Annotated in this window: 13 protein-coding genes; 4 read left to right on the plus strand and 9 right to left on the minus strand. The window is 70.4% G+C overall.

All coding sequences use genetic code 11. From position 1 onward, the window contains the following. Positions 1-37: 37 nt before the first annotated feature. The 3 genes from QQZ13_RS00595 to QQZ13_RS00605 all read right to left on the minus strand — a co-directional run bounded on the left by QQZ13_RS00595 (position 38) and on the right by QQZ13_RS00605 (position 3,737). The gene (locus tag QQZ13_RS00595; RefSeq protein ID WP_284527190.1) at positions 38-1,306 is read right to left on the minus strand and encodes an ammonium transporter; all 1,269 of its coding nucleotides are present in this window, start codon (positions 1,304-1,306) and stop codon (positions 38-40) included. Between the two features lie 165 nt (positions 1,307-1,471). Next, the gene (gene zapE / locus QQZ13_RS00600) at positions 1,472-2,497 is read right to left on the minus strand and encodes a cell division protein ZapE (protein WP_284527191.1); all 1,026 of its coding nucleotides are present in this window, start codon (positions 2,495-2,497) and stop codon (positions 1,472-1,474) included. A 40-nt stretch (positions 2,498-2,537) separates the two neighbouring features. After that, positions 2,538-3,737: a S9 family peptidase gene (locus tag QQZ13_RS00605; protein WP_284527192.1), complete on the minus strand. Its 1,200-nt coding sequence runs from the start codon at positions 3,735-3,737 to the stop codon at positions 2,538-2,540. 25 nt (positions 3,738-3,762) lie between these two features. Between QQZ13_RS00605 and QQZ13_RS00610 the strand changes: the two genes are divergently transcribed. From QQZ13_RS00610 to QQZ13_RS00625, 4 genes are all read left to right on the plus strand, one after another. Beyond that, complete coding sequence (locus tag QQZ13_RS00610) at positions 3,763-4,350, plus strand: DUF3000 domain-containing protein (RefSeq protein WP_284527193.1); 588 nt, start codon at positions 3,763-3,765, stop codon at positions 4,348-4,350. Next, complete coding sequence (locus QQZ13_RS00615; RefSeq protein ID WP_284527194.1) at positions 4,337-5,539, plus strand: HRDC domain-containing protein; 1,203 nt, start codon at positions 4,337-4,339, stop codon at positions 5,537-5,539. Before QQZ13_RS00610 ends, QQZ13_RS00615 begins: the two co-directional genes overlap by 14 nt. A gap of 73 nt (positions 5,540-5,612) precedes the next feature. Continuing rightward, positions 5,613-6,815, plus strand: a complete 1,203-nt coding sequence (locus QQZ13_RS00620) for a thiolase family protein (RefSeq protein WP_284527195.1) — start codon at positions 5,613-5,615, stop codon at positions 6,813-6,815. A 4-nt stretch (positions 6,816-6,819) separates the two neighbouring features. Then, positions 6,820-8,964, plus strand: a complete 2,145-nt coding sequence (locus QQZ13_RS00625; RefSeq protein WP_284527196.1) for a 3-hydroxyacyl-CoA dehydrogenase NAD-binding domain-containing protein — start codon at positions 6,820-6,822, stop codon at positions 8,962-8,964. 6 nt (positions 8,965-8,970) lie between these two features. Here the strand turns inward: QQZ13_RS00625 and pepN are convergent, their stop codons facing one another. The 6 genes from pepN to dut form a co-directional block, all read right to left on the minus strand. Continuing rightward, positions 8,971-11,502, minus strand: coding sequence for an aminopeptidase N (pepN, locus tag QQZ13_RS00630; protein ID WP_284527197.1), 2,532 nt, complete (start codon positions 11,500-11,502; stop codon positions 8,971-8,973). A gap of 22 nt (positions 11,503-11,524) precedes the next feature. Beyond that, positions 11,525-13,483 carry a 1-deoxy-D-xylulose-5-phosphate synthase gene (gene dxs, locus QQZ13_RS00635; RefSeq protein ID WP_284527198.1) on the minus strand — a complete coding sequence of 653 codons (1,959 nt, stop codon included), beginning with the start codon at positions 13,481-13,483 and terminating at the stop codon, positions 11,525-11,527. Positions 13,484-13,566: 83 nt separating this feature from the next. After that, on the minus strand, positions 13,567-16,401 hold the full coding sequence (locus QQZ13_RS00640) for an aconitate hydratase (protein WP_284527199.1): 2,835 nt from the start codon (positions 16,399-16,401) through the stop codon (positions 13,567-13,569). Positions 16,402-16,556: 155 nt separating this feature from the next. After that, the gene (locus QQZ13_RS00645; RefSeq protein ID WP_284527200.1) at positions 16,557-17,348 is read right to left on the minus strand and encodes a DUF3159 domain-containing protein; all 792 of its coding nucleotides are present in this window, start codon (positions 17,346-17,348) and stop codon (positions 16,557-16,559) included. Further along, entirely contained in the window at positions 17,345-17,929 is a 585-nt protein-coding gene (locus QQZ13_RS00650; protein WP_284527201.1) for a DUF3710 domain-containing protein, read from the minus strand. The genes QQZ13_RS00645 and QQZ13_RS00650 overlap by 4 nt, the downstream gene beginning before the upstream one ends. Further along, positions 17,926-18,375: a dUTP diphosphatase gene (gene dut, locus QQZ13_RS00655; RefSeq protein WP_284527202.1), complete on the minus strand. Its 450-nt coding sequence runs from the start codon at positions 18,373-18,375 to the stop codon at positions 17,926-17,928. The genes QQZ13_RS00650 and dut overlap by 4 nt, the downstream gene beginning before the upstream one ends. Position 18,376 lies beyond the last annotated feature (1 nt).

Here is an 18,376-nt window from a genome sequence, read left to right on the forward strand (position 1 = left end):
GAAGCCCAGCGCCCCTCGGGTGCGATGTGGTGGACGATCAGGCCTTGGTGTCGGCCAGGACGTAGCCCTCCTCGCCGTGCACGACGGTGTCGATGCCGGCGATCTCGTCCTCGTTCTTCACGCGGAAGCCCATCGTCTTCTCGATCGCGAAGCCGATGACGTAGGCGATCACGAAGGAGTAGATGAGGACCGAGAATGCCGCGATCGTCTGAACGAGCAGCTGGCTGGCGTCGCCGCCCATGAACAGGCCCGTGCCGTTGGCGAAGAAGCCGAGGTACAGCGTTCCGATGAGGCCGCCCACGAGGTGGATGCCCACCACGTCGAGCGAGTCGTCGAAGCCCCACTTGAACTTCAGTTCGATCGCGAGGGCGCAGACGGCACCGGCGATGAGGCCGAGCACGATCGCCCAGATCGGGTCGAGCGAACCGCACGCCGGGGTGATGGCGACGAGACCGGCGACGGCGCCCGAGGCGGCACCGACGGACGTGGGCTTGCCGTCCTTGATCTTCTCGACGAGCAGCCAGGCCAGCAGCGCGGCGGCAGGCGCGGCGATCGTGTTGACGAAGGCGAGGGCGGCGACGCCGTCGGCGGCGAGCTCCGAGCCGGCGTTGAAGCCGAACCAGCCGAACCACAGCAGGCCGGCGCCCAGCAGGACGAACGGCGGGTTGTGGGGGACGTGGACGCCCTTCTGGAAGCCGACGCGCTTGCCGAGGACCAGCGCGAGAGCGAGAGCCGCGGCACCCGCGTTGATGTGGACGGCAGTACCACCGGCGAAGTCGATCGCGCCGACGCCGAAGACGTCCTGCAGACCGTGGGTGATCCAGCCGCCGTAGGCGAAGCTGCCGTCGTCGGCCAGGCCGAAGTTGAAGACCCAGCTCGCGACCGGGAAGTAGACGATGGTCGCCCACAGGCCGGCGAAGACCATCCACGCGCCGAACTTGGCGCGGTCGGCGATGGCGCCGGACACCAGTGCGACGGTGATGATCGCGAACGTGGCCTGGAAGGCGACGAAGGCGAGCGGCGGGAAGGCCGCGTCCTCCGGGGTCTCCAGCAGGTTCGCCAGGCCGATGGCCCCGGTGTCGATCGACCACGGGAAGATCGTGCCCTCAGCACCCGGGAACGCGATCGCGTAGCCGTAGATGACCCAGAGGACGCCGATGAGGCCGAGCGCTCCGAAGCTCATCATCATCATGCTGATGACGCTCTTCGCCTTGACGAGGCCGCCGTAGAAGAACGCCAGACCGGGCGTCATCAACAGGACCAGCGCCGCGGCGATGAGGATGAATGCGGTGTTGCCTTGATCCATCTCGAAAGAAACCTCTCTGCAGGGACGCAGGTGTAGCGTCGGGTGCCCCCAGTGTCGCGACGCGGGGTTACCGACGTGGGATACCTCGTGTTTCCGGGCAGTTACACCCGGCGGCCCAACGTAAACATCAGGTTTCGACCAGCCGACGGCTCGCCGTCAGAATCCTCAGGCGTGGGTGAGAGCGACCAGCCGCGAGATGGCGCGCAGGTACTTCTTGCGATAGCCGCCGGCGAGCATGTCGTCGGAGAAGACACGATCGAGCGTGACGCCGGTGGCGCGGATCGGGATCTGCGCGTCGTAGGCGCGGTCGACGAAGGCGACGAAGCGGAGGGCGGCGGACTGGTCGTCGAGCGTGACGACGTCGCGGAGCCCGATCGTGGCGATCCCCTCGATCAGCCGGATGTAGCGCGACGGGTGCACGGTGGCGAGGTGGCGGACGAGGTCGCCGAAGGCGTCGTCGGAGGCGGGTGCCCCCGACGCGGCCAGCGCTTCCGCATACTCCGACGGGGGAAGGGCCCGGGCGTGGCCGTCGATCGCACGCTGCCGGTAGTCGGTGCCGTCGATGCGCAGCGTCTGGAAGCTCGCCGCCATGGCGTGGATCTCCCGCAGGAAGTCCTGCGCGGCGAAACGGCCCTCGCCGAGCGCATTGGGCGGTGTGTTCGAGGTCGCCGCCAGGCGCGTGCCCGTGGGCACCAGCTCGCCCAGCAGCCGCGTCATGACCATGGTGTCGCCCGGATCGTCGAGCTCGAACTCGTCGATGCAGAGCAGATCGGCGCCCCGGAACAGCTCGACCGTCTGCTGGTAGCCGAGCGCGCCGACCAGGGCGGTGTACTCGATGAAGGAGCCGAAGTACTTCCGGCGGGCCGGCATCGCGTGGTAGATCGCCGCGAGCAGGTGGGTCTTGCCGACGCCGAAGCCGCCGTCGAGGTAGACGCCGGGCTTGGTCTCGGGGACCTTCTCCCGGCGGCGGAAGAGCCCTCCGCCGCGGGCTGCCGTGCGCGCGGCACCGCTGAAGGCCATGAGCAGATCCTTCGCCTCCTGCTGCGACGGGAAGGCGGGGTCCGCGCGATAGGTGTCGAAGGTCGCGTGGTCGAACTGCGGCGGGGGGACCAGAGAGGCCACCATCTCGGCGCCGGTCACCTGCGGGGCGCGGTCGATGAGGTGCACGAAGCCGGCCGGGACGCTGTTCACCCCTCAACCCTAAAGGGATGCGCAGGCTCGCCCGGCACGCTCAGGCGCGCTGCGGTGTCAGCTCGTGCCTGCGGAGCCAGTCCCCGATCGTCGAGCTCCAGCGGTCCTGGTCGTAGTTCCAGAGCTTGGTGTGGCGCGCGGTGTCGAAGACCTGCATCTCGACCAGGTCGGGGCGCGCCACGACGAGGTCGTGGGAGGCGTCCGAGGGGACGAACCCGTCGTCGTCGCTGTGGAGGATGAGGATCGGGTGCCGCAGCTCCCCCGCGCGGGCGACGACGTCGAGGCGCTCGAACGGTATCCGCGCGTCGGCGCCGGTGAGAGGCGTCGCCCACTCTGCGCCGAGCGCGCCGATGGCGAGCCCGGCCACCGAGGTCGGCAGGCCGAGCTGCTGCGCCTGGTACGAGAGCACGCGGCGCCAGTCGATCACCGGGGACTCCAGGACGACGCCGACGATGAGATCGCGGTGCGCGGAGCTCAGCGCCACCTGGAGGGCGATCGCTCCGCCCATCGACCAGCCCATCAGGATGATGCGCCGCGCGCCGCGGCGGCGGGCGACGCCGATCGCCGCGTCGACGTCACGCCACTCGGTCGCGCCGAGGGCGTAGGTGCCGGCCCTGCTGCGCGGTGCGGACCCGTCGTTGCGGTACGAGACGAGCATCGACGTGATGCCGAGGGAGTGGAAGAGTGGCACGGCGCGCAGGCACTCCGCGCGGTTCGTCCCGCGCCCGTGGATCTGGATGACCCAGGTCTCGGAGGTCTCGGCGGCGGGGAACACCCAGGCCGGACAGGGGCCGACGGCGGCGCCGACGAGTTCCGATTCGAAGGGCAGGTGGAGCTGCTCGGGGCGATCGAAGTACCAGCCGCTGAAAGCGGCCTCGGCGGCCAGATGCGCATCCGGTCCGATGTGGGTCAGCAGCTTGCGGGTCACCGTCGACTCGTCGCCGGAGAGCACCGAGCCGAGCTTGAGGTAGCTCGCCGTGCCGGCGGTGAACAGGCCGTAGCGTCCCGGCAGCTGGGTGTCCGGCGTGCGGCCGAGCGTGATGGTCTGCGCCGCCACGTCGACGTCGACGATGCGGGTGTCGGTGCGCCGACCCGCGGGGGTGACCACGCGCCGCGCCATCCGGGCGGCGATGAGGGCCAGCAGGCTCGTCACGGTGCCGAGTGCCGCCGCGAGCAGGAGCACGGCCGCGCGCAGAGCGGCGGACGGAGTTACGCCGACGGCGCGCCTGGATGCCTTCATCGTGGCCTCACTTTAGTCTGTCGATGTGGATGACTCCCGTCCCTTCCCCGGCTCCGACTTCGCCGTCGTCGCCGATGGGTTGCGTGCGATGACGTTCCGCGATGACTTCTCGGTCCGTGAGATCACCGCGCCCACCTCCCTCGCCCCCGAGGCCATCGCGTTCGCCGGCGACGTGCGCCCGCCCGCAGGCGGCGCGGACTCCGAGTACGGCACCGGGCGCTTCGTCCTCCTCCACGACGCGGAGGAGCCGGAGCAGTGGAGCGGGGCATGGCGGATCGTGTGCTTCGCCCAGGCCCCCCTCGAGCCCGAGATCGGGACCGATCCGCTCCTGGCCGACGTCGCGTGGTCGTGGCTGGTCGACGCGCTCGCCTCCCGCGGGGCGACGCTCCACTCCGCATCGGGCACGGCGACCAAGACGCTCTCGAAGGGCTTCGGAACGCTCGCCGCCGAGGGCGACGGCGCCCAGATCGAGCTGCGTGCGTCCTGGACCCCGTCGGGCGACCTCACCGCGCACCTGGACGCGTGGGCCGAGCTCGTCTGTATGCTGGCGGGGCTCCCCCCGGGGTCGGAAGGCATCGCTGTGTTCGGTGCGCAGAGGAATGCACGTGACTGAATACACCGTCATCGCTGATCGCGAGGGCTTCTTCGCGGCGTGCGCGGCGCTCGCCGCCGGCACCGGCCCCGCGGCCGTCGACGTGGAGCGGGCGTCGGGGTTCCGCTACTCCCAGCGCGCGTACCTGATCCAGGTCTTCCGCCGCGGCGCCGGCGTCTTCCTCTTCGATCCTCCGGCCATCGGCGACATGTCCGCGCTTCAGGACGCCATCGGGGGCGTCGAATGGGTGCTCCACGCCGCGAGCCAGGACCTGCCGTCGCTGCGCGAGGACGGTCTGGTGCCGCCGTCCATCTTCGACACCGAGCTGGGCGCCCGCCTGCTGGGTCACGAGAAGGTGGGACTCGGCGCCGTCGTCGAGGACACCCTCGGCATCACGCTCGCGAAGGCGCACTCGGCGGCCGACTGGTCGACCCGCCCGCTCCCCCAGTCCTGGCTGGAGTACGCCGCCCTCGACGTGCTGCACCTGGTCGACGTGCGCGACGTGCTCTGGGACGAGCTGGTCGAGCAGGACAAGACCGAGGTGGCTGCGCAGGAGTTCGACGCCGTGCTGAACCGGCCGCCGCGGCCGCCGCGCGAGGAGCCCTGGCGCCGCCTCAGCGGCCTGCACACGGTGCGCGGCCGACGCGCACTCGCGGTGGCCCGGGCGCTGTGGACCGCGCGCGAGGCGTTCGCGCAGGAGCAGGACGTCTCGCCCGGACGGCTGGTGCCCGACCGGTCGCTCGTGGCGGCCGTGCTCGCCGACCCGGCCACCAAGCAGGACCTCGCGCGGGTCAAGGAGTTCACCGGTCGTGCCAGCCGTTCCCAGCTCGACCGCTGGTGGGCGGCGATCGAGGAAGGGCGCGCCGATCAGACGCTGCCGCTCGAGCGTGCGCCTGGCGACGGCCTGCCGCCGCCGCGGGCCTGGTCCGACCGCAACCCCGCTGCCGATGCCCGGCTGAAGGCCGCGCGTCCCCGGATCGAGCAGCTCGCCGTCGACCTGCGGATGCCGACCGAGAACCTGCTGACGCCCGACACGCTGCGCCGCATCGCGTGGGCACCGCCGGAGCCGATCGACGACGAGACGGTCGCGGACGCCCTCGCGGCGCTCGGCGCCCGGCCGTGGCAGGTCGAGCGCACCGCGCCCGTCATCGCGCAGGCCTTTGTGGATTCCGTGCAGGACACTGCGGAGCCGTCCGAATCGGCTTCGTAGATACGACCCAACCGATTTCGCGAGACTCGGTTCCACATTAGGCTGGACTGGATCCCAAACTCTTGGAGGCAGTGTGGCCGAGCTCTCGGACGTCTACTTCATCGACGGCATGCGGACCCCCTTCGGGCGCGCCGGCGAGAAGGGCATGTACTGGAACACCCGCGCCGATGACCTCGCGGTCAAGGCCACGATCGGGCTGATGGAGCGCAACGCCGCGGTCCCCGCCGAGCGCATCGACGACGTCGCCATCGCCGCGACCAGTCAGACCGGCGACCAGGGGCTGACCCTGGGCCGCTCGGTGGCGATCCTCGCCGGGCTGCCTCAGTCGGTGCCGGGCCTGGCGATCGAGCGCATGTGCGCCGGCGCCATGACCAGCGTGACCACCATGGGCGCGTCGATCGGAGTGGGCATGTACGACCTCGCCCTCGCCGGCGGCGTCGAGCACATGGGCCACCACCCCATCGGCGCGAACGCGGACCCGAACCCGCGCTTCGTCGCGGAGCGCATGGTGGACCCGGGTGCGCTGAACATGGGCGTGACCGCCGAGCGCATCTTCGACCGCTTCCCGCACCTCACCAAGGAGCGCTCGGACCGGTTCGGGATGCTCAGCCAGCACAAGGTGCAGGCCGCGTACGACGCCGGCAAGATCCAGCCGGACCTGGTGCCCGTGGCGATCAAGGACGCCGACGGCGCCTGGGGGCTCGCCACCGAGGACGAGGGCCGCAGGCCGCAGACCACGATGGAGGACCTCGCCGCGCTGAAGACGCCCTTCCGCCCGCACGGACGCGTGACCGCCGGCACCTCCTCGCCCCTCACCGACGGTGCGACGATGTCGCTGCTGGCCGGCGGGCACGCGGTGAAGGAGCTGGGCCTGCGCCCTAAGATGCGCATGGTCTCGTTCGCCTTCGCCGGAGTGCAGCCGGAGATCATGGGCATCGGGCCGATCCCGTCCACCGAGAAGGCGCTCCGCAAGGCGGGGCTCACCATCGGCGACATCGGGCTCTTCGAGCTCAACGAGGCCTTCGCGATCCAGGTCATCTCCCTGCTGGACCACTTCGGCATCGCCGACGACGACCCGCGGGTGAACGCCTGGGGCGGCGCGATCGCCCTCGGGCACCCGCTGGCGGCTTCGGGCGTGCGTCTCATGATCCAGCTCGCCGCGCAGTTCGCGGAGCGCCCGGACGTGCGCTACGGCCTCACGGCCATGTGCGTCGGCCTGGGGCAGGGCGGATCGGTCATCTGGGAGAACCCGCACTACGACGGAAAGAAGCGCTGAACCGATGACGAACTACGCAGACATCGACTTCTCGCCCCTGCTGACCCTCAGCGACGACGAGGTCGTCACCCATTCGCCGTCGCGCGACGTGCGCCTCCCCTCGGGCAAGGTCATCGCGCTCGTCACCCTGGACAACGGGCGCGACCACAACCGGCCGAACACCCTGGGTCCGCGCACGCTCACCGAGCTCGGGTCCCGGCTCGACGAGCTGAAGGCCCGCGCGGCCGCCGGCGAGATCCACGCCGTGGCGATCACCGGCAAGCAGTACATCCTCGCCGCCGGGGCCGATCTGTCCGACATCTCCCTCGTCGGGTCCACGGACAACGCCCGCAAGATCGCCCAGCTGGGCCACCATGTGCTCGGGAAGCTCGGCGACCTCGGCGTGCCCTCGTTCGCCTTCGTCAACGGCCTCGCGCTGGGAGGCGGACTCGAGATCGCCCTCAACTCCACCTACCGGACCGTCGACGCGTCCGCGGCCGCGATCGCTCTCCCCGAGGTCTTCCTCGGCATCATCCCGGGCTGGGGCGGGGCGTACCTGCTGCCGAACCTGATCGGCATCGAGAACGCCCTCGAGGTCGTGATCAGCAACCCGCTCAAGCAGAACCGGATGCTCAAGCCGCAGCAGGCGCTGGATTACGGCATCGTCGACGCGCAGTTCCCCGCGGCGAACTATCTCGAGGACTCCCTGCGCTGGGCGGACGGCGTGCTGAGCGGGCGCATCAAGGTCGAGCGCAAGAACGAGCCGGGCAAGATCGAACGCCTGACCAAGTGGCCGATCGCGATCAAGATGGCGCGCGGCATGCTGGAGTCCAAGATCGGCACCGTGCCCCGCTCCCCCTACGTGGCGCTGGATCTGCTCGACAAGGCGAAGAGCGGCACCAAGGCCGAGGGCTTCGCGCGTGAGGACGAGGCACTGGCAGACCTCGTGAGCGGCGACCAGTTCGCGGCGTCGATGTACGCCTTCGACCTGGTCCAGAAGCGTGCCAAGCGCCCCGTCGGGGCCCCCGACAAGGCGCTGGCCCGCAAGGTCACCAAGGTCGGCATCATCGGCGCCGGGCTCATGGCGAGCCAGTTCGCGCTGCTGTTCGTGCGCAAGCTCCAGGTGCCCGTGCTCATCACCGACCTCGACCAGGCACGCGTGGACAAGGGCGTGGCGTACATCCACGACGAGATCGGCAAGCTGGAGGCGAAGGGCCGGCTCGACGCCGACTCCGCCAACAAGCTGCGCTCGCTCGTCACGGGCACGACCGACAAGTCGCTCTACGCCGACTGCGACTTCGTCATCGAGGCGGTCTTCGAGGAGGTCGGCGTGAAGCAGGCCGTGTTCGCGGAGATCGAGGCGATCATCGCCGACGACGCCGTCCTCGCGACGAACACGTCGTCGCTGTCCGTGGCGGAGATCGGCGCGAGACTCGCCCACCCCGAGCGGCTCGTCGGATTCCACTTCTTCAATCCCGTGGCCGTGATGCCGCTGATCGAGATCGTCAAGACGTCGCAGACGTCGGATGCGGCGCTGTCGACGGCGTTCGTGGTCGCGCGCGGTCTCGGGAAGAACGCCGTGCTCACCGCCGATGCTCCGGGCTTCGTGGTCAACCGCCTGCTGGCCAAGGTCATGGGCGAGGCTGCGCGGGCCGTGTACGAGGGCACCCCGGTGGCCGATGTCGAGAAGGCGTTCGGACCGCTGGGACTGCCCATGGGGCCGTTCCAGCTCATCGACCTGGTCGGGTGGAAGGTCGCGGCCCACGTGCAGGACACGATGGTGCGAGCGTTCCCGGACCGGTTCTACGCCAACGAGAACTTCCACGCTCTCGCCGAGCTGACGGAGGTCGTCGAGAAGGACAAGGGCGGACGGGTCACCGGCTTCACCAAGGCGGCGGAGAAGGCCCTCAAGGGCCACGTGGGCGCACATCCCGCGTCGGCGGAGACGATCCTGCGCCGCGTCCAGGACGGACTGGCGCAGGAGATCCGCATCATGCTCGACGAGGGTGTCGTCCCGGAGGTCGAGGACATCGACCTGTGCCTGATCCTGGGGGCGGGCTGGCCGTTCATCGACGGCGGCGCCTCCCCGTACCTGGATCGCGAGGGCGCGTCGGAGCGCACCTTCGGCGACACCTTCCATCACCCGCCGATCCGCGGCATCGGCGGCTGACGACGCTCAGCCCGAGACGGCCTCCCCCGCGCGCACACGCAGCGACCGGGAGAGGCCGTCTCGCTGCTCGATGACGATGCGGCGCAGCGCCGCGGGGGCGTCGTCGTTGTCACGGAGCCAGCGATCGACGAGATCCAGGTCGTCGGACTGCGGGAACAGCCCCCGCACCAGCCGGCGGGCGATCTCGATGCTGCGCGTCTCCCACGCGCCGCGGATGCGCGCGAAGTAGTCGTCGTCGAAGCGCGCGATGAGGTCTCGCCTGCCTCCGGCCCGCACACCGGCGATCGTGGCATCGAGGTGGTCGTTGGTCAGCGTGAGGTCGTTCCACGCCGCCTCCCACGCCGCCTCGCGCACCGCCGGATCCGGCCGGGCCGCGAGCACCGTCCGGTGCGCGCGGCGCCCGGTGGCGGTGGGGTCGGCGGCGAGCTGAGCCTCGACGTCGGCCGGAGTCGCGTGGCCCGTGGTCGAGACCGCGACGAGCCACGACCAGCGGAGGTCGGGGTCGAGCGCGAGGCCCGCCGGCGCCGCCATCTCGCCGCGGAGGATCGCGGCGAGGTGGTCGGCGCGACCGGCGTGCATCGACGCGGCGCCGGCGAGACCGCGCGCCCACGCCAGCTGTGCATCGCTGTTTCCGGGGGCGGCGTCAAGCGCCTCCCAGACGGCGGTGAGCCACGCCGAGGCGAGGGACTCCCGCTCCGATTCGTTCGCATAGTGGCCGAGCGCGTAGGTCGTATGGGCGATCGCGTCGGTCAGCAGGGAGACGTGGGTCTCCGCGGGCGCGTGGCGGCTGACGATCTCGAGGTAGCGCGCCACCGGCAGCAGTCCGTCGCGCACGGCGTTCCAGAGCGCCGCCCACACCACCGACCGCGCGAGCGGATCGTCGATGGTGTGGAGCCCGCGCGCCACGGCGTCGATCGAGCGCGCGTCGAGCCGCACCTTGGCGTACGTCCGATCGTCGTCGTTCGGGATGATGAGCTCGACGTCCGGGAGCACGGGCGCACGCAGGGGCGTCGCCGCCTCCGTGATGTCGAGGTCGACGCCAGCGCGGCGCACGAGCTTTCCGGAGGCCTCCTCGGCATACAGGCCGACCGTGAGCCGGTGCGGTCGCGGCGTGGTCTGGTTGACGGAGAGGGAGCTTGCGCGGTCGACGTGGATCTCGGACATCCCCGTGGTCTGCAGCCACGCGGCGCTCCAGGCGCTCAGATCGCGGCCGGAGGCCGCTTCGAGGGCGGCGAGCAGGTCGGTGAGCGTGGTGTTCCCGAACGCGTGGGCGGCGAAGTACCGCTGGGCGCCGCGGAAGAAGGCATCCTCGCCCACGAAGGCGACGAGCTGCTTGAGCACCGACGCACCCTTCGCATAGGTGATGCCGTCGAAGTTCAGCTTCGCTGCCTCGAGGTCGGTGATGTCGGCGACGATGGGGTGCGTCGTCGGCAGCTGATCCTGCTCGTACGCCCATCCCTTCCGGCGGCTCGCGAAGCTCACCCAGGCATCGGGGTGGCCGCCGGCGACCACGTTGACGTGGGAGCCCATGAAGTCCGCGAACGACTCCTTGAGCCACAGGTCGTCCCACCACCGCATCGTCGCGAGGTCCCCGAACCACATGTGGGCCATCTCGTGGAGGATCGTGTTCGCGCGCGCCTCGTGCTGCGCCGCCGTCGACGCCCCGCGGAAGAGGTACGCCTCGGTGAACGTGACCAGTCCCGGGTTCTCCATCGCGCCGAGGTTGTACTCGGGCACGAAGATCTGGTCGTAGGTGCCCCACGGGTAGGGGTACGCGAAGGCCGCCCCGTAGAAGCTCAGGCCCCGCCGGGTGATGTCGAGGATCTCGTCGGCGTCCAGGTGCGGGGCCATCGACGCGCGGCACAGAACACCGAGATCGACCTGCTGCTCTCCCTCGCGCCAGACGCCGTCGACCCGGTGATACGGCCCGGCGGCGACGGCGGTGATGTAGCTCGACAGCGGCAGCGTCTCGCTGAAGGCGTGCCGCACTCCCCCGTCGATCGCGGTCTGCTGCGTCGGCGCGCCGTTGGACAGGACCCGCCAGTGCGCCGGTGCCGACACCCGGAAGCGCCAGCGCGCCTTCAGGTCGGGCTGTTCGAAGCAGGGATACACGCGGCGGCAATCGGCGGGCTCGTACTGGGTGTACAGGTACACCTCGTCGTCGACCGGGTCGGCGAAGCGATGCAGGCCCTCACCCGATCGGCTGAACAGCCCGCGCGCACGGATCGTGACGACGTTGTGCGGGGAGAGCCCCGCGATGCGGATCCGCGCACCATCCCACTCGATGTCACGGGCCTCGCCGTTGACGACCACCTCGTCGACGGACGCTCCGATGAAGTCGATCCAGGTCTCGGCGCCGGTCGCGGCGAATGTCAGCGTCGCCGTCGTCGGGAAGGACGCATCATCGAGCTCGCGCGCGTGTCGCAGATCGAGATCGACGTCGATCGTCTCGACGCTGACCTCGGCGGCGCGACGTGCGGTCTCGTCTCGACGCAGGTTGGCCGAGGTGTGCGGGACGGGGCGGGAGTCGGTCGGCATCCCTCCATGCTGGCACGGGGTGTCAGCGCGAGCGTGATCCGTGCTCGGGGAGGTCCTGCGCCCACAGTGCGCCGGTGTCGGCCGTCGGCCGGGCGACGGGGATGCGGGTGCCGAGCACCTGCGACACGATGTCCTGCGCGATCTTGGCGGCGGAGAGCCCGGCGTCCTCGAGGATCTGCTCGCGGGACGCGTGGTCGATGAAGGCGTCGGGGAGACCGAGCTCGTCCACGGCGGTGTCGACGCCGGCCTCGCGGAGCACCTGGCGCACCCGCGTGCCGATGCCGCCGACGCGGATGCCGTCCTCGATGGTGATGACCAGGCGATGACGCGCTGCCAGCTCGACGACCGACGGCGCGACGGGAACGACCCAGCGCGGGTCGACCACGGTCGCACCGATGCCCTGGGCGCGCAACCGCTCCGCGACCTCGACGGCGAGGTGCGCCATGGGCCCGATGCCGACGATGAGCACGTCGTCGCCCTCCGCGCGGAAGAGCACATCGACGCCGTCGGGACGACGCTCGATCGCCGGCAGATCCTCGGCGACGCTCCCCTTGGGGAAGCGCACGACCGTCGGCGCATCGTCCACCGCCAGCGCCTCGTCGAACTCCTCGCGCAGCCGTGCGGCGTCGCGCGGGGCGGCGATCCGGATGCCGGGCACGAGCTGCAGCATCGCGAGGTCCCAGATGCCGTGGTGGCTGGGGCCGTCGGGGCCTGTCACCCCCGAGCGGTCGAGGACGAACGTGACGCCCGCGCGGTGCAGCGCGACGTCCATCATCACCTGGTCGAACGCGCGGTTCATGAAGGTGGCGTAGATCGCGACGACCGGGTGCAGGCCGCCGTAGGCCAGTCCCGCGGCCGAGGCGACAGCGTGCTGCTCGGCGATGCCGACGTCGTAGGTGCGGTCCGGGAACCTCTGGGCGAAGGGCTGCAGGCCGGTCGGGCGCAGCATGGCGGCGGTGATCGCGATCACGTCGTCCCGCCGCTCCCCCGCCTCCACCAGCGACTGCGCGAACACATCGGTCCAGGCCACCGCGTCCGAGGTGCCCACCGGCGCCCCCGTGACCGGGTCGATCTTGCCCACGGCGTGGAACTGGTCGGCTTCGTCGTTGCGCGCCGGCTCGTATCCGCGCCCCTTGTCGGTGATCGCGTGGACGATCACCGGAGCGCGATACTCCTTCGCCAGCTGGAGAGTCTCCAGGAGCGCGTCGAGGTCGTGACCGTCGATCGGGCCGAGGTACTTGATGTCGAGGTTGGAGTAGAGCGCCGCGTTGTTGGTGAACCGGGAGAGGAACCCGTGGGTTCCGCCGCGGACGCCGCGGTACAGCGCGCGGCCCGCCGGCCCGAGCTTGCGGAAGAACGAGTCGGAGGTGCTCCGCAGATGCTGATATCCGTCGGTCGTGCGCACGCGGTTCAGGTAGCGCGCCATGCCGCCGATCGTCGGGGCGTAGGAGCGCCCGTTGTCGTTGACGACGATGACCAGGTTGCGGTCGTTGTCGTCGGAGATGTTGTTGAGCGCCTCCCAGGTCATGCCCCCGGTCAGCGATCCGTCGCCCACGACGGCCACGACGTGGCGGTCGGAGCGGCCCGTGCGCGTCAGGGCGCGCGAGATGCCGTCCGCCCAGCTCAGCGAGCTCGAGGCGTGCGAGGACTCGACGACGTCGTGCGGGCTCTCGGCCCGCTGCGGATACCCGGCCAGCCCGCCGCGGGCCCGGAGCCCCGCGAAGTCCTGCCGGCCCGTCAGCAGCTTGTGCACGTAGGACTGGTGGCCGGTGTCGAAGACGATCGGATCGTCGGGCGAGTCGAAGACCCGGTGGATCGCGAGGGTCAGCTCGACGACGCCGAGGTTCGGCCCCAGGTGGCCGCCCGTGCGTGACACGTTCTGCACGAGGAAATCACGGATCTCCTGCGCCAGCTCGCGGAGCTGGTCCGCGCTGAGCGCGTCGAGGTCCCGCGGACCGGTGATCGACGCAAGCAGACTCATTCCTCGATTCTATGCGTGCCGATACGGGAAAGCCCCGGATCGCGCGTGCGGTGCGCGCGGATCCGGGGCCTTCCTGGTGCGTGTCAGACGAGCGAGCGCAGCACGTACTGGAGGATGCCGCCGTTGCGGTAGTAGTCGGCCTCTCCGGGGGTGTCGATGCGCACCTTGGCCTCGAAGACGACCGGCTGCTTGCCCTCCGGCGAGAACTCGCTCGGCGCAGCGGTGACGGTCACCGTCTTGGGCGTCACGCCCTCGTTGAGCTTCTCGAGGCCCTCGATCGAGACGATCTCGGTGCCGTCGAGACCGAGCGACTTCCAGCTCTGGCCGTCGGGGAACTGGAGCGGGACGACACCCATGCCGATGAGGTTGGAGCGGTGGATCCGCTCGAAGCTCTCGGTGATGACCGCCTTCACGCCGAGGAGGCTCGTGCCCTTGGCCGCCCAGTCGCGCGACGAGCCGGAGCCGTACTCCTTGCCGCCGAAGACCACGAGCGGAGTGCCCTGCGCCTGGTAGTTCTCGCACGCGTCGTAGATGAACGACTGCGGGCCGCCCTCCTGCGTGAAGTCGCGGGTGTAGCCGCCTTCGACGACCTGTCCGCCGTTCACGGCGGCGACCAGCTCGTTCTTCAGCCGGATGTTGGCGAAGGTGCCGCGGATCATGACCTCGTGGTTGCCGCGGCGCGAGCCGTAGGAGTTGAAGTCCTTCTGGGCGACGCCGTGCTCGGTGAGGTACTGCGCGGCCGGGGTGCCCGCCTTGATGTTGCCGGCGGGTGAGATGTGGTCGGTCGTGACCGAGTCGCCGAGGGTCGCCATGACGCGGGCGCCGTGGATGTCGCTCACCGGGGTGAGCTCCATCGTCATCCCCTCGAAGTAGGGCGCCTTGCGCACGTACGTCGAGTCCGCGTCCCACTCGAACACGGGACCGGTCGGGGTGGGCAGGTTCTTCCAGCGCTCGTCGCCGTCGAAGACGGTCTCGTACTGCTTGATGAACTGCTCGCGCGAGATCGACGAGTCGATGATCTGCTGCACCTCGTCGGGAGCCGGCCAGATGTCCTTGAGGAACACGTCGTTGCCGTCGAGGTCCTTGCCGAGCGGGTCGGTCTCGAAGTCGAAGTTCATCGAGCCGGCCAGCGCGTACGCGACCACCAGCGGCGGCGAGGCCAGGTAGTTCATCTTCACGTCGGGGCTGATGCGGCCCTCGAAGTTGCGGTTGCCCGACAGCACGGCGGTGACGGCGAGGTCGTGCTCGTTGATCGCCGCCGAGACCTCCTCGATGAGGGGGCCGGAGTTGCCGATGCAGATCGTGCAGCCGTAGCCCACGGTGTAGAAGCCGACGCCCTCGAGCGCCTTGTCGAGTCCGGACTTCTCGTAGTAGTCCGTGACGACCTTCGAGCCGGGGCCGAGCGTCGTCTTGACCCACGGCTTGCGCGTGAGGCCCTTCTCCAGCGCCTTCTGAGCGAGCAGGCCCGCGGCGATCATCACCGAGGGGTTGGACGTGTTCGTGCAGGAGGTGATGGCCGCCAGGGTGACCGCGCCGTTGTCGAGGATGTACGGCGAGCCCTCGGGAGGCGTCACCGTCACCGGGGTCGACGCGTTGATCGGGGCGCCGCTGTTGATGTGCACCTCACGGGTCACCGGCTCCTCGTCGCCGGGCGTGCTGCCGGGGTCGGAGGCCGGGAACGAGTGCTTCGACTCGAGGTCGACGATGTCGTTCGAGGTCGACGCCGCGGCGTATCCCAGGATGTCCTTCTCGAACTGCGCCTTCGACTCCGAGAGCAGGATGCGGTCCTGCGGGCGCTTGGGGCCGGCGATCGACGGGACGACCGTCGACAGGTCGAGCTCCATGTACTCGCTGAAGGACGGCTCCACGGCGGCGTCGTGCCAGAGCTTCTGCTCCTTCGCGTACGCCTCCACCAGCGCCACGGCCTGCTCGTCGCGACCGGTCAGACGCAGGTAGTCGAGCGTGACGTCGTCGATCGGGAACATGGCGGCGGTCGAGCCGAACTCGGGGCTCATGTTGCCGATGGTGGCGCGGTTGGCCAGGGGCACGGAGGCCACGCCCGCGCCGTAGAACTCGACGAACTTGCCGACCACGCCGTGCTTGCGCAGCATGTCGGTGATCGTGAGCACGACGTCTGTGGCGGTGACGCCTGCGGGGATCTCCCCCGTGAGCTTGAAGCCGACGACGCGCGGGATGAGCATCGAGACGGGCTGTCCGAGCATCGCGGCCTCGGCCTCGATGCCGCCGACGCCCCAGCCCAGCACGCCCAGGCCGTTGACCATGGTCGTGTGCGAGTCGGTGCCGACGCAGGTGTCCGGGTAGGCGCGCAGGACGCCGTCGACGCTGCGGTCGTAGATGACCTTGGCGAGGTGCTCGATGTTCACCTGGTGGACGATGCCGGTCCCCGGGGGAACCACCTTGAAGTCGTCGAACGCCGTCTGGCCCCAGCGCAGGAACTGGTACCGCTCGCCGTTGCGCTCGTACTCGATCTCGACGTTGCGCTCGAGGGCGTTGGGCGTGCCGAAGAGGTCGGCGATGACCGAGTGGTCGATCACCATCTCCGCGGGCGACAGCGGGTTGATGCGGCTCGGGTCGCCGCCGAGCGCGGTGACGGCCTCGCGCATCGTGGCGAGATCGACGATGCACGGAACGCCGGTGAAGTCCTGCATGACCACGCGCGCGGGGGTGAACTGGATCTCGGTGTCGGGCTCGGCGTCGGGGTCCCAGGAGCCGAGCGCCTGGATCTGGGCCTTGGTCACGTTGGCACCGTCTTCGGTGCGCAGCAGGTTCTCCAGCAGCACCTTGAGGCTGAACGGGAGCTTCTCGTGGCCGGCGACCGTGTCGATCCGGAAGATCTCGTAGTCGGTGCCGCCGACTGTCAGGGTGCTCCTGGCTCCGAAGCTGTCAACTGTGGACACGTCTGGTCTCCTTTTCTGGGGCCGCGGGCGCCTTCGTCGGCGGGGACGGGCGCGGGCGCCCGACGCTTCCATCTTCGCGCGGCTCCGTGGCACAGGCTAGTGAGGTTGCCCTAACCGCCGAGTGCGGAATTTATCTTGATATCGAGATAAATCTATCACGCTGCCGCGCGGTCGACCGCGTCGTCCTGGTGTTTCGGGTAGAGCGCCCGGACGGCCAGCCACGTCACGGCGACCAGGGGCGCGAACAGCGGAAGACCCATGATCAGCTTGAGCGTTCCGAGCGTCGTGACATCGCCCGCGAAGTACAGCGGGAGCTGCACGCCCAGGCGCGCGAAGAACAGCGCCGACCAGGCGATGGCGAGCCAGAAGAAGACCCGTCGCTTGCGCCGATCGCGTCGCCAGTCGGTCCCCTCGTTCATGAGGAACCCGGCGGCGAGCCCGATGAGCGACCACCCGACGAGGGCCGACACGAGGAAGGCGGTGCCGTACACCGCGTTGGTGATGAGCCCCGGCACGAAGTTGTCCTCGCCGCGCCCGGTCCACAGCGCGAGGCCCGCGGCCGCCGCGGTGGCGACCAGCCCGCCCAGCGCGGCGCTCAGCGTCGTGCGCTGGACGAGCCGCACCACGGTGAACAGCGCCGCGATGCCGACGGAGACGAGCAGCGACAGCACGAGATCGCTGGTGACGGTGAACAGGACGACGAACGCGAGCCCGGGCAGCACGGCTTCGAGCAGGCCCCGCCAGCCGCCCATCGCCTGCCACACGACGTGCCCGGTCGACGCATCGGCCGCCGGATCGATCCCGGCACGCCGCGCCGCGCCGCCGAGGGCCTGTCCGATGAGGTCGGACGCGCGGGGGTCGGCCGACGCGGGCTCGGGAGGCGTGAGGTCCGGGCGCCGCTCCGTGTGCTCCCGGGCGGCGTCCGGCTCGCCGGCGGAGGCGCTCACGCGGTACCGGGAGCGGCGGGCATCTTGAGCGGGATGAGGTCCCGGGGAGGCATCGGCGTGCCGCCGCGGACCACCACGATCGAACGGAACAGATCCTCGACCTTGGCGGCGGCCTCGACGTCGGCCGCTGCGGCGCCGCCGATCACGCCGCGCAGGAACCAGCGGGGGCCGTCCACGCCCACGAATCGCGCGATCCGCTTGCCGCCGCCCCCCTCGGGGCCGGCGACGGGGACCTCCGCGAGCAGCTCGTGTCCGAGCGGTCCCTCGCGCTCCTCCACGCGGCCGCCCTGCTGGCGGATCTGCTGGCGGATCTGCTCACGGGTCTCGTCCCAGAGGCCGGTCGACCGCGGCGCGGCGAAGGGCTGCACCTGCAGTGTGGACTCCGCGTAGTCGAGCCCCACGGCGACGATCCGCTTGGTCTGCTCCTCCACCTCGAGGCGGAGGTTCAGCCCCTCGCGCGGCAGGATCTTGATGCCGCCCAGGTCGATGTACGGGCGCACCGGATTGGCCTCGGACTCGTCGAACGGGCCGCTCGCGGCGCGGTCAGTCGGTGCGGCCTTGCGCAGCTCGCCGTCGGTCATGCGGGTGTTCCTGTCTGATAGCCGGTGGATCCGAATCCCCCTTCGCCGCGGGTGCTCTCGGGAAGCTCGTCGACGGGGAGGAAGGTGACGCGCGGTACGGGCATGATCACGATCTGCGCGATGCGGTCGCCGGGGGCGATGTCGTAGGCCGCGGTGGCGTCGGTGTTGAGCAGCGACACCTTGATCTCGCCGCGGTAGCCCGCATCGACCGTCCCGGGGGCGTTGACGATCGTGATGCCGTGCTTGGCCGCCAGGCCGCTGCGCGGGACCACGAAGGCGACGTAGCCGTCGGGGAGGGCGATCCGCACGCCGGTGCCGACGAGGGCGCGCTGTCCCGGCTCGAGGCGGACGGCCTCGGTGGAGACGAGGTCGGCGCCCGCGTCGCCCGGGTGGGCGTAGGCGGGTACGTGCGATGCGATGATGGGAATGTCCACACTTTGGATCACT

Origin of the sequence: Microbacterium sp. T2.11-28 (assembly GCF_950097975.1) — a bacterium.
Lineage (GTDB): Bacteria > Actinomycetota > Actinomycetes > Actinomycetales > Microbacteriaceae > Microbacterium.

Coding starts and splice junctions, on each gene's coding strand:
- QQZ13_RS00650 (WP_284527201.1), bottom strand. CDS start 17,929: ATGACCGACGGCGAGCTGCGCAAGGCCGCACCGACTGACCGCGCCGCG.
- QQZ13_RS00625 (WP_284527196.1), top strand. CDS start 6,820: ATGACGAACTACGCAGACATCGACTTCTCGCCCCTGCTGACCCTCAGC.
- QQZ13_RS00605 (WP_284527192.1), bottom strand. CDS start 3,737: ATGAAGGCATCCAGGCGCGCCGTCGGCGTAACTCCGTCCGCCGCTCTG.
- pepN (WP_284527197.1), bottom strand. CDS start 11,502: ATGCCGACCGACTCCCGCCCCGTCCCGCACACCTCGGCCAACCTGCGT.
- QQZ13_RS00615 (WP_284527194.1), top strand. CDS start 4,337: ATGCACGTGACTGAATACACCGTCATCGCTGATCGCGAGGGCTTCTTC.
- QQZ13_RS00595 (WP_284527190.1), bottom strand. CDS start 1,306: ATGGATCAAGGCAACACCGCATTCATCCTCATCGCCGCGGCGCTGGTC.
- dxs (WP_284527198.1), bottom strand. CDS start 13,483: ATGAGTCTGCTTGCGTCGATCACCGGTCCGCGGGACCTCGACGCGCTC.